The sequence below is a fragment of the Arhodomonas sp. SL1 genome, assembly GCF_052060015.1.
Classification (GTDB): Bacteria; Pseudomonadota; Gammaproteobacteria; order Nitrococcales; family Nitrococcaceae; genus Arhodomonas.
On the sequence record NZ_JBPODZ010000011.1, the window covers coordinates 1 to 12,150 of the forward strand.

A 12,150-nucleotide genomic window follows, 5' to 3' on the forward strand; every position below is an offset into this window, starting at 1 on the left:
TCAACACCGTCGGCCGGAATCAGAATCCCGAACCCGGAATGCGGGCTGCCGCGTAATGGGTTATTCAGGACGGACTACCTACCGGGTAACCCGCAATTATCGGCACCAAATGTCTCTGGCGGCCCCCGTGGTAGGCCGCCTATCGGGGCATTCCATCACCTTGCATTAGCCGTAAGTACCGCTCTTTATTAGGGAAACGCACATCTGCCGTTCGTGGAAGCGTAGCGCGCGCCGATCCTTGGCTATACGTTATTCGACCATGCTACGGCATTACATCTACCAGGACTGGCGTCCGATCTGCCAAGACACCGTTATCGATAACGATCAGGTGAGCACCCCATGTTCCACAAGGAGACGGCATCAGGGCAGCGGCCTGTGCCCATTGGGCTACTGATTGTCCGCGGCCGCCAATAACCCGGTGAGGTTTGGATGTGGGTCATAGCGAAACCATGAACTGGCAACGCCTGATCAATTTGCTCGACGCGGGTGGTCCGGTGGTGCCGATTTTGCTGCTGATGTCGATGCTCGCGCTCACCTTGATAATCGGAAAGGTCTGGCAGTTCCGCTTGTTACGTATCAGTGATTGGCGAGCCACGGAGGAGGCACTTACGCTATTTCGGAATGGTCACCTCTATGAGGCCCAACAGCGGGTGAATAGCTGCCGAAACCCAGCCGCACAGGCCTTAGCCCAGGCACTGAATGGCCTTAGGCGGGGCGTCGGCGAAGACCGGATTCGAGAGGAGGTGACTCGTTACGCCCGCAATGCCCTAGAGAGCCTGCGCAGCGGCTTACGCCCGCTTGAAGTCATTGGCTCCCTCGCTCCGCTTCTCGGTCTGTTCGGCACGGTGCTCGGGATGATCAAGGCGTTCCGGGAGCTGGAGCTGGCCGGCAGTCGGATCGATCCTGCAGTACTGTCCGGAGGGATCTGGGAGGCGTTGTTGACCACAGCTGTGGGGCTCGCCATCGCCATACCGGTAATCGCCGCGCTCAACTGGTTCGAGCGCCGCGTGGAACGCGTGGCCCACCGCATGGACGATGCGATCACCCGGGTATTCACGGAGGACCTCGCCGGTGGCACCCCCGGTGGGAATCAATCCGGTGAGGAGAGGGCTCGTGAGCCATCACCACGCACCGAAGCCAATGACTCCGGCGTGTGAGCGGCCACCCAGCGACTGCCTAGAATTAAGGTACCGCACGTCATCTGCTGATCTCCCATTCACTGTGCTTGCACTCTCCGCGGCCGGTTTACGTTACGTGGCCAGAGGTACCATCGAAGTGGGGACGTTGGGTACCGGCAGCTAGTATTCCCCATACAGGGGGTGCTGCTGGAAATCCACCGGGAGAGTTGCCTTATGGAAGGCATGGCCATAACAGGAGGTACGCCGTACCCGGGCGCGGGTCCCCGCCAGCGAAAGAACATTGGCATACGCCTTCTGATGCGGTCGGCCCGAGTCGTGCGCGCACGACTCGGGCTACTGGCTGTCGCGGATCACTGATGGACGTATCACGCCGGCAATGGCTACTCGCGTTCACGATCGCGGTGCTAATTCATGTCGCCGCTGCGATATTGCTATTGCAGCGCGAGCAGGGCACCGGCACCCCGGCGGCGGGTAGTGAAGGCCTGGAGATCTCCCTGGAAGCCCAGGGCGGCGCCTCCGCGAACGCAGGGGCGGAGGTGCCGGAGCTAATCGGCGCCGAGGCCCCGCGCAGGGCAAAAGGAGGCGTTGATAACGCCCTCCCGAAGCGGGCCGAGGCTAAAGCGGATGGTGCTACAGCCGTCGAGACCGCACCCGAGCGTAGACCGGCAGCGGAACCGGGACCAAGAATCACCCGCGCTACAGGACCATCGTTCGGGCCAGAGGCGGCCCCCGAGGTCGGGCCTGCTCCCATTACCGACATACATCCTCAGCACCCAAATATCGCAACCGGGGACATCGAGCCCGCCGAACCAGCAGGTGAGAGTCGCCGACGGGGAGCTCACAAGACAGAACCCCAGAGACCAGCAGCTGCAGTCCCCCAAGCCACAGCCGCCAAGGCCGGGACGGAGGAACCGGCAACCGCAGCCCCCCAATCCACAGCCGGCGCAGCCGAACCGCAGGGACCAGCCGCCGCGGCGGCCCAGCCCACTGCCGCCGAGGTCGAGGCGAAGGAACCGGCCGCCGCAACCACCCAATCAGCAGCCGTCGCAGCCGAGCCGCAGGAACCACCCGCCGTGGGTGCCCAGCCCAGTGCCGCCGAAGCCGAGCCGCAAGAACCAGCCGCCGCGGGCACCCAGCCCACTGCCGCCGAGGCCGAGCCGGAGGAACCGGCAACCGCAACCACCGAATCAGCAGCCGCTGCGGCCGACCCGCACGAACCAGCCGCCCCGGGGGCCCAACCCACTGCCGCCGAGGCCGAGACGGAGGAACCGGCAGCAGTGACTGCTCAAGCAATGGGCCGCAATATCGAGGCTGAACAGTCGGGGACCGTAACGAACAACGAGAGCACGGACAGGCACCGGGATAGTGATGACGGTGCCAGTGGCACGGGTGCAGCCACTGACGAGGCAGATAGCACCCAGACCGACTACTTGGCCACTCTCCGGAGGTGGTTCGAGAAAAATAAGAGCTATCCCCAACAGGCCCGAATCGGACGACAGGAGGGAACCGCCATATTGCGCGTCATCTTCGACCGGGACGGTTACGTGCTTGAGTACGAGCTCGTAAGGAGTTCTGGCCATGCCACCCTGGACAGGGAGGTCAAGGCGATGATCGAACGAGCGGCACCCTTGCCTCCCATTCCCGCGGAGCTAAATCGCCGTCGCCTCGAACTACGGGTACCTATTCAATTCTCGTTGCGCTAGTGGCCTTGATACTGAGAGAAGGAGACCCCCCATGCGTTCACGTATAATCCGATATTACCTTTGGCTTGTCCTGTTGATAGCGTTTCCCGCAACTGGACATACGGCGGAGAAAGTGACCCTACAGCTCAACAAACTCGAGCAGGAGGGAAAATCTTGCCTCGCCTATCTCGTAGTGGAGAACACCGCTGAAAGCGCCTACGACAGCCTCACGCTCGATTTGGTGATGTTCGATGGTGACGGCATCATCGCACGGCGATTGGCAGTGGAGACTGCGCCACTGCCCGCCGGCAAGACGAGCGTCAAGGTCTTTCGTATCGACGAACTCCCCTGTGACGCGATTGGGCGAGTACTTCTGAACGACATCCTCGCGTGCGAGGACGAGACCGGTGATCACGATGACTGCCTGTCGCGATTGGATACGGAGAGTGTCGCTGGAGTCCCGTTCATCCAATAGGCCGAGATCACTCGTAACGACGCGGTACGTCGCGGTCCCATGGCAGTCTGGGGCACACTAGTGCACTAGTACCAAAGGACCGCGCCGCACCGTGCTCGTCACCCATCACAGCAACCGGCTCGAGGCCCTGGCGGAGGCCCTCGGGCAAGCCATGGCCGAGGCGCCGCTGCCGCCGCTGACCCCCGAGACCGTGGTCGTGCCCCATGCCAGCATGTCCCACTGGCTCTCGCTCACCCTGGCGGAGCGGCAGGGGATCCTCGCCAACGTGGACTTCCCCTTCCTCGGCGGTCTGGTCTGGCGGCTGTTCTGCCGCCACTGGCCCGAGCTGCCCCAACAGCCGCCCTTCGACCGCGAGGCCCTGCGCTGGCGGCTGCTGGAGCTCGTGCCGGAGCTCCTCGACGAGCCGTCGCTGGCCCCGCTGCGGGGCTATCTCGCCGACGCGGAACACCCCCGGGGCAACCGCGCCTACCAGCTCGCCGACCGACTGGCCGGGCTCTATGACCAGTACCTGGTCTACCGACCCGATTGGATCCGGCAATGGGAGGACGGCGCCGAGGAGCACTGGCAGGCCGTGCTCTGGCGGCGGCTGCGTGCCGACACCGGCGGGGGCCGCGACCGTGCCGAACTGCTCGCCAGCTACATCGCGGACCTCACCGCCGGAGCCGTGGATACCGGCGCCCTGCCGCCACGGTTGTTCGTCTTCGGCCTGTCCTCGGCGCCGCCGGCCTATCTCGAGCTGCTGGCGGCGCTGGCGGTGCACATCCCGGTCGAGGTCTTCGCCCTCAACCCCTGCCTGCACTACTGGGGGGATGTCATCTCCGAGCGCGGCCTGGCGCGGTTGCGCGAGCGCTGGCGCAGGCTCGGCCTGGCCGATGCCACCGACTACTACAGCACCGGCCACCCACTGCTGTCCTCACTTGGGCGTACCGGTCGGGCCTTCCTGGAAGCCCTGCAGACCCACAGCAACGACGACGCCGACCACTTCCGCAGCGACGAGGCAGCGCCCGAGAGTCATCTCGGCCGGCTGCAGCAGGACATCCTGCTGCTGCGCCGGCGCGGGCCGGGGGAGGAGGCGCAACCGCTGCCCCTGGCGTCGGCGGATCGCTCGCTGACCGTACATGCCTGCCACGGCCCCATGCGCGAGGTGCAGGTACTCCACGACCAGCTCCGCCGGTTGTTCGACGAGACCGACCTCCGGCCCCGGGACGTGGTGGTGATGACCCCGGACATCGACACCTACGCCCCCTTCATCGAGGCCGTGTTCGGCAACGCCGCCGGGGCGCGCTACATCCCCTGGTCCATCGCCGACCGCACCCTGCCCGGCCGCCATCCGGTGGTGCAGGTGTTCGCGCAGATGCTCTCGCTGCCACGGAGCCGGCTCACCGCCGCCGAGGTGCTATCCATCCTCGAGGTGCCGGCGGTGCATCGCTGCTTCGAGCTGGATGCCGAGGCGGTGGAGCGCATCCGCGGCTGGGTCCGCGACAGCGGCATCCGCTGGGGGGCCGACGCCGCCCATCGCGCCGAGGAGGACCTGCCCGCCGGCTGGGAGACCCACAGCTGGCGCTTTGGCCTGAACCGCCTGCTGCTCGGCTACGCCATGGACGACGACACACCGCTGTATCATGACATCGCCCCACTGCCCGAGGTGGAGGGTGGCGAGGCCGCCTGGCTCGGGGCGTTCCACGCCTTCTGGGACGCCCTGCTCGAGACCCGGCGCGCCATGGGCCAGGACCACACGCCGGCGGGCTGGCAGACCCTGCTCAACGGGGTGCTGGAGACCTTCTTCCGGCCCTGGGACGAAGAAGAGAGCACGGCGCTCCAGGGGGTGCGCGACGCGGTGGCCGGCTTCGTGGAGGCCGCCGCTGCCGGCGGCCTGGCCGCGGAGCTGCCGCCGGATACCCTGCGCACCCACTTGCTCGAGGCCCTCGGCGAGGAGGGCCAGCCGGGCGGCTATCTCACCGGGCCCGTGACCTTCTGCGCGATGGTGCCGATGCGCAGCATCCCCTTTGAGGCGGTCTGCCTCATCGGCCTCAACGACCGGGACTTCCCCCGCCAGGACCCGTCCATGGATTTCGACCTCATGGCCCGGGAGCCGCGCCCCGGCGACCGCAGCCTGCGCGAGGACGACCGCTACCTGTTCCTGGAGGCGCTGCTCGCCGCCCGGCGCTATCTCTACCTCAGCTATGTGGGCCGGGACGTCCGTGACGACAGCCCGCGGCTGCCCTCGGTGCTCATCGAAGAGCTCAACGACACCCTGGACCGGGGCTTCACCACGGAAGACGGCACGCCGCCCAGCCAGCGGCTACTCACCGTCCACCCCCTGCAGCCCTTCAGCCCCCGCTATAGTGGCGAGGCCGAGGCAGCGCTGTTCAGCTATGCCGAGGATTGGCTGCGTCCGCCGGACGCCGAGGAAACCGAGGCGGGCGACAGCGTACCCGGCTTCGCCGACGAGCCCCTGCCGGAGCCGGAACCGGAGCTCCGGGCGCTTACCGTCGACGAGCTGGTGCGCTTCTTCCGCAACCCCGCCGAGGCCTTCCTGCGGCTGCGCCTGGACACCCGGCTGCAGCGGGAGGTCGCGGGAGAGGCCGAGAGCGAGCCCTTCGCGCTGGACGGGCTGGAAGGCTACCACCTCCGCAACCAGCTCCTCGAGCAGCGCCTCGCCGGCGGGGACACCGCCACCCTGGGCACCCTACTGGAGGCCAGCGGCACACTGCCGGAGGGTCCGTTCGGCCAGGCCGTGCTGCGCGAGGGCACCACCCGTATCGCCCCCCTGGAGGAGCGCGTCGCCGAGCAACGGCCGGGCCCGGGGGAAGCGGTGGAGGTGGACCTCGCCCTGGAAGGCTTCACCCTGACCGGGTGGCTGGATGGCGTCACGGAAGCCGGGCTGTTCAGCTATCGCGCCGCCCGGGTGGGGCCGGCGGATCAGCTCCGGGTATGGATCCGCCACCTGGCCCTCAACGCCATGGCCCCGGAGGCCCTCGACCGCCACACCCGCCACCTGGGCGAGGGGGAGCGGAACCAGCCACCCCAGGAGATCACCCTGACCCCCCTGGCGCCGGAGCAGGCCCGGGCGCAGCTGGCCGATCTGCTCGGCCTCTACTGGGAAGGCCTGCACGCCCCGCTGCCCCTGCCCCTGCGCAGCGCCTGGGCCTTCGCCCGGGAGTTGGCGAAGAACGGCGACCAGGACCGGGCGATGCAGAAGGCCCGCGCCGCCTGGGAGGATGACGACTTCAACCACCGCCCCGGCGAGGAGAGCGACCCGAGCTGGTCGGCGGTGTTCCGCGGCGCCAGCGCCGTGGAGCACCCGGAGTTCCCCACCCGGGCGGAGCGGCTGTTCCTGCCGCTGCTCCAACACCGGGATGGGGGAGAGGGATGACGGCCATGCAGGAGCTGGACATCGCCCGGTTGCCGCTCACCGGGCTGCGCCTCATCGAGGCCAGCGCCGGCACCGGCAAGACCTACACCATCGCCGCGCTCTACCTGCGCCTGGTGCTGGATGGCGCTGCGGAGCTCGGCCGCGACCTGGACCTGCGCGAGATCCTGGTGGTGACCTTCACCGAGGCCGCCACCGAAGAGCTCCGCGACCGCATCCGTGGCCGCCTGCGCGCCGCTGCCCGGGCCTTCGAGGTGGGTGCCGCCGACGGCGACGACCCGGTGCTCGAGGCCCTGCTCGCCCAGCGCGACGACCACACCGCCTGCGCCGAGCGGCTGAGGGAGATGCTCACCCGGGTGGACGAGGCGCCCATCCACACCATCCACGGCTTCTGCCACCGCGCCCTTCGCGAGAACGCCTTCGACAGCGGCGCGCCCTTCCGCGCCGAGCTGGTCACCGACGAGACCCATCTCCAGGAGGCCATCGTCGAGGACTTCTGGCGCCGGCGCTTCTATGCCCGCCCGGAACCCTACGCCCGCTGGGTGCGATCGCGCTGGCGCACCCCCCGGGACCTGCTCGGCGAGCTGCGCGGCGAGCTCAATCACCCGACCCTGGCCATCCTCCCCGAGCCCGACGGCGCCGCCCGGGAGCATCTGGAACAGGCCTTCACGGCCGCCGCCGGGGAGGCCGCCGGGCAATGGCACCGCGCCGCGGGGGAGGCCCTTGAGCGGATCGGGGAGGCCGTGGCCGCCAAGCGGCTGAGCGCCGCCAAGGACAAGGGCTACGCCGCGGAGCGCCTGGCCACCCTGCGCCCCGGCTGGGAGGAATGGTTCGCCGCTCCCCACCTGCCCCTGCCCGCGGGCTTCGAGCTGCTCACCAACGAAAGGCTCGAGGAATCCGTGCTCGCCCGGGCGGCGAAGGCCGGCGAGGGACCACCGGTCCATCCCCTGTTCGATGCCTGCAGCCGGGTACGGGAGCTCGGCGACTCCCTGGACCGGCACCGGCGCATCGAGGTCCTCCACGACGGGCTCCTCGCCCTGCGCGAGGGGCTCGCCGCGCGCAAGCGCGAGGAGCAGCTGCTCTCCTTCAACGACCTGCTCACCACCCTGGCCGACGCCCTGGACGGCCCCGGCGGGGCGACCCTCGCCCCGCGACTCGCCCGGCGCCACCCGGTGGCGCTGATCGACGAGTTCCAGGACACCGACCCGGCGCAGTACCGCATCTTCCAGGCCGTCTACCAGGGACGACCGGGCACCGGCTTGTTCATGATCGGCGACCCCAAGCAGGCGATCTACAGCTTCCGCGGCGCCGACATCTTCACCTACATGCAGGCCCGGCGGGCCACCGACGCCGAGACCGGGCGCTTCACCCTTCCGCGGAACTTCCGCTCCACCGAGCGCCTGGTCCAGGCCGTGGATGCGCTGTTCCGTGCCCCCCAGCGCCCCTTTGTGTTCGAGGAGATCGAACTACCGCGGGTACGTGCTGCCGGCCGCGCCGACCAGCGCCCCCTGAGCATCGATGGCACTGCCGCCGACGGGCTGCAGGTCTGGTTCCAACCCCGCGGCGAGAAGGAAAAGACGATCGCGAAGGGCCGGGCGGCGGAGCGCCTCGCCGGCGCCTGCGCCGGGGAGATCGCCGGGCTGCTGCGCCGCGCCGCCGACGGTGCCGCCCGCCTGGGGGAACGGCCCCTGCAGGCGCAGGACATCGCGGTGCTGGTCCGCAGTCACCACCAGGCGGAGGCCGTCAAACAGGCCCTGGCGGCCCGGGGCATCGCCGCCGTCCACCAGAGCCGGCAGAGCGTGTTCGCCAGCCGTGAGGCCGAGGACCTGGGCCACATCCTGCGGGCGGTGGCGGAACCCGGCGACGACCGGCTGCTGCGGGCGGCGCTGTGCACCCCGCTGATGGGGCTCAGCGCCGCCGGCCTCTACCGGGAGATGCAGGCGGGCCGGCCCTGGGAGCACCGCATCGAGCGCTTTGCCGGCTACCGGGAGCGCTGGGAGCAGCGCGGGGTGCTGCCCATGCTGCACACCCTGCTCCACGAGGAGGGCGTCATCGCCCGGGTGTTCGCCGCCCCGGAGGCGGAGCGGCGCATGACCAACCTGCTCCATCTCGGCGAGCTGCTGCAGCAGGCGGCGACAGAGCGCTACGGCATCACGGGGGTGCTGCGCTGGCTACAGGAGCACATCGACGACCCCGACGGGGCCGGCGAGGTGGCGGAGCTGCGCCTGGAGAGCGACGCCGAGCTGGTGCACATCGTCACCATTCACAAGAGCAAGGGGCTGCAGTATCCGGTGGTCTTCCTGCCCTTCCTCGCCCTGACCCGGGGCGCCGAGAAAAACCCCGAGCGCGCCCGCTTCCACGACGACGCCGGCGCCCTGTGCCTGGACCTGGGCTCTGAGGCCCTGGACACCCACGTGGCCCGGCAGCGGCGGGAGGACCTCGCCGAGGAGGTGCGGCTGCTCTACGTGGCCCTGACCCGTGCCTCCCACCGCTGCTATCTGGCCTGGGGCCACTACACCGACGCGGAGCGCTCCGGGCTCGGCTACCTGCTATTCCCCGGCGAGGACCCGGACACCGGGACGCCCCTCGGGGAATTCCCGGAGACCGACGCCGCCCTCCGCGCCCCCTGGGACCACCTTAGCGAGGCGCACCCTGGGGCCATTACGGTCACCGAAGTGCCGGCCCCCAACGGGGCGGGGGCCGGGGAGAGCCGGCCCGCGGAACGCCGCGGCCGGGCCCTGGCCCTCACCGGGACGGTCCGCCAGGACTGGCGGCTGAGCAGCTACACCGGGCTGCTGGCCAGCCACGCCGGTCAGCTCATCGAGCAGCCCGACCACGACGCCATGGAGGACGCCACGGCCATCCCTAGCGAGCCACCCGCCGGCGGCGGGATCTTCGGCTTCCCCCGGGGGGCGCGGGCAGGCACCTTCCTGCACCGGGTCCTGGAGCTCGCCGTCTTCACGGAGCCGTCGTCCCTCGCCCCGCTGGTACGGCACCTGTTGCCCGCCTACGGCTTCGACGGCGGCTGGGCGGAGACGATCACCGCCCACCTAGAGGGTGTGCTCGCCACGCCGCTGGACGACGCCGGCATCCGGCTGGCGGATTTGGGCGGCGGGCAGCGCATCGACGAGCTGGCGTTCTACTTCCCCGCCGATGACGTGGCGGCCGCGGACCTGGACGCGGCCCTGCCGCCAGTGGGCGACACGCGGCGGCCGCCGCTGACCTTCGGCCGTATGCGCGGCATGCTCAAGGGCTACATCGACCTGCTCTTCGAGCACCAAGGCCGCTACTACGTGGTGGACTACAAGTCCAACCACCTGGGCAATACGACCACGGCCTATGCCCCCCAGCGCCTGGAGCAGGCCATCGCCGCGAGCCGCTACGACCTGCAATACATGCTCTACACCCTGGCCGTGCACCGCCTGCTGCGCGCGCGGCTACCCGATTATGACTACGACCGCCACTTCGGCGGCGTCCGCTACCTCTTCCTCCGCGGCATGAGCCCGGCCAGCGGGCCGGGGGCGGGCATCCACCGCGTGCGTCCGGAGCGCGCGGTGGTGGAGGCCCTAGACGCACTGTTCGGCGGCGCGGAGGCAACGGCATGAGGGATCCGCTGCGCGAGGCCGCCACCGCAGGGCTGCTGCGGGCCCTGGACGCCCGCTTCGCGGAGTTCCTGCTCACCCTCGACGCGGGAACGCCACCAGCGGTACGCCTGGCAGCGGCCCTGGCCAGCCAGCAGCTCGGCGAGGGCCACATCTGCCTGGACCTCGCCGCCTTCGCCGGCCGCCGGGTCCTCGCCGACCCGGGCCAGGATGTGGCGGGAACGGATACCCCTACCCTAGACGCCTGGCGGGAGACCCTGACCACGGCATCGGTGATGCAGACACCCGGGGGCGGACCGGCACCGCTGGTGTTGGACGGCGACCGGCTCTACCTGCGCCGCTACTGGTGCTTCGAGCAGCACCTGGCCGCGCGCCTCCACGCCCTCTCCGGCCAGGAAGCGCCGGTGGACGACCCCCTCCTCACCGACGGGCTCCAGCGGCTGTTCGGCGACCCCGGCAGCGGGGTGGACTGGCAGCGGGTCGCCGCGGCGGTGGCGGTGCTGCGTCCCTTCGCGGTGGTCTCCGGCGGCCCGGGCACCGGCAAGACCCATACCGTCAGCCGGGTCCTCGCCCTACTCGCCGAGCAGGGCCTGGCGGCGGGCGCCGCGCCGCGGATCCGCCTGGCCGCCCCCACCGGCAAGGCGGCGGCGCGCCTCACCGAATCCATCGCCGCCACCCTCCCCACTCCGGAACGGCTGCGCGATCCGGCAGTCCTGGAGGCCATCCCCCGGGAGGCGGTGACCCTGCACCGGCTGCTGCGGGCCCGGCCAGGCCGGCTGCGCTTCGGCCACAATGCCGACAACCCCCTGCACCTGGACGTGCTGCTGGTGGACGAGGCCTCCATGGTGGACTTGCCGCTGATGGCCCGGCTGGTGGAGGCACTGCCGCCCCGGGCGCGTCTGATCCTGCTCGGCGACAAGGACCAGCTCGCCTCCGTAGAGGCCGGCGCGGTGCTGGGCGATCTCTGTGCAGGGGCCGACGGCTATACACCGGCCATGCGCGAGCGCCTGGCGGCGGTGACCGGGCAACGCCTGCCGGATATCGGGGCCGCCGGCCCGCTCGCCGACGGCATCACCTTCCTGCACCGCAGCCGGCGCTTCCGCGACGAGGGCGACGGCCCGCCGGGCATCGGCCGACTGGCCCGGTTGATCCGCGACGGCGAGGGGGAGGCGACGGTGGCGCTGCTGCGGGAGGTCGGCGAGGGGGGTGCGCACGGCGAGCTCGCCTTCCGGGCCATGGACACCGCCGGCCTGCGCGGGGCGCTCGCGGAGCAGGCGCTTCCCCGCTACCGCGCCATCACCGAGGCCACCGAGGTCCACGACGCCTTCGCCGCCCTGGAGCGGTTCCGCATCCTCACCGCCCTGCGCGAGGGCCCCTTCGGCGCCGGCGGCATCAACCGCATGATCCGCGAGCTCCTCGGCCCGTTGGCCCGCGGGCGCTGGTACCACGGCCAGCCAGTGATGGTGACCCACAACGACTACGCCCTGGGCCTGTACAACGGCGACATTGGCCTGGTCTGGGAGACGGGCCAAGGGCTGCGCGCCCACTTCCCGGCGCCGGACAGCGGGCTGCGGGACTTCGCTCCCCAGCGCCTGCCCGCCCACCAGACCGTCTACGCCATGACCGTGCACAAGAGCCAGGGCTCGGAGTTCCAGCGGTTGCTGCTGGTCCTGCCCGACGAGCCGAGCCCGGTGCTCACCCGCGAACTCCTCTACACCGGCCTCACCCGGGCCCGGGAACACGCCACCATCTGGGGCCGCCCGGGGGTCATCCGCGAGACGGTCCGCGACCGCCCCACCCGCCGCGCCTCGGGCCTCGCCAGCGCCGTGGCGGCACTTGGCCGATGATGGCGGCCATGGCAGCCTGAAACGGCCAATGC

The 12,150-nt window shown here is 70.2% G+C and carries 6 protein-coding genes; all 6 read left to right on the forward strand.

Translation table 11 applies throughout. The features are described 5' to 3' along the window. Window positions 1-449: 449 nt before the first annotated feature. A complete protein-coding gene (locus ACQ754_RS13640; protein WP_440997585.1) occupies window positions 450-1,157 on the forward strand; it encodes a MotA/TolQ/ExbB proton channel family protein in 708 nt (235 codons plus the stop codon). A gap of 1,055 nt (window positions 1,158-2,212) precedes the next feature. Next, window positions 2,213-2,842, forward strand: a complete 630-nt coding sequence (locus tag ACQ754_RS13645) for an energy transducer TonB (RefSeq protein WP_440997586.1) — start codon at window positions 2,213-2,215, stop codon at window positions 2,840-2,842. A 112-nt stretch (window positions 2,843-2,954) separates the two neighbouring features. Then, on the forward strand, window positions 2,955-3,296 hold the full coding sequence (locus ACQ754_RS13650; protein WP_440997587.1) for a Tat pathway signal sequence domain protein: 342 nt from the start codon (window positions 2,955-2,957) through the stop codon (window positions 3,294-3,296). Between the two features lie 91 nt (window positions 3,297-3,387). Then, window positions 3,388-6,672, forward strand: a complete 3,285-nt coding sequence (gene recC / locus ACQ754_RS13655; RefSeq protein ID WP_440997588.1) for an exodeoxyribonuclease V subunit gamma — start codon at window positions 3,388-3,390, stop codon at window positions 6,670-6,672. After that, entirely contained in the window at window positions 6,669-10,274 is a 3,606-nt protein-coding gene (gene recB / locus ACQ754_RS13660; protein WP_440997589.1) for an exodeoxyribonuclease V subunit beta, read from the forward strand. Before recC ends, recB begins: the two co-directional genes overlap by 4 nt. Further along, window positions 10,271-12,118 carry an exodeoxyribonuclease V subunit alpha gene (recD, locus tag ACQ754_RS13665; RefSeq protein WP_440997590.1) on the forward strand — a complete coding sequence of 616 codons (1,848 nt, stop codon included), beginning with the start codon at window positions 10,271-10,273 and terminating at the stop codon, window positions 12,116-12,118. Before recB ends, recD begins: the two co-directional genes overlap by 4 nt. Window positions 12,119-12,150 lie beyond the last annotated feature (32 nt).

Coding starts and splice junctions, on each gene's coding strand:
- recB (WP_440997589.1), top strand. CDS start 6,669: ATGACGGCCATGCAGGAGCTGGACATCGCCCGGTTGCCGCTCACCGGG.
- ACQ754_RS13640 (WP_440997585.1), top strand. CDS start 450: ATGAACTGGCAACGCCTGATCAATTTGCTCGACGCGGGTGGTCCGGTG.
- recD (WP_440997590.1), top strand. CDS start 10,271: ATGAGGGATCCGCTGCGCGAGGCCGCCACCGCAGGGCTGCTGCGGGCC.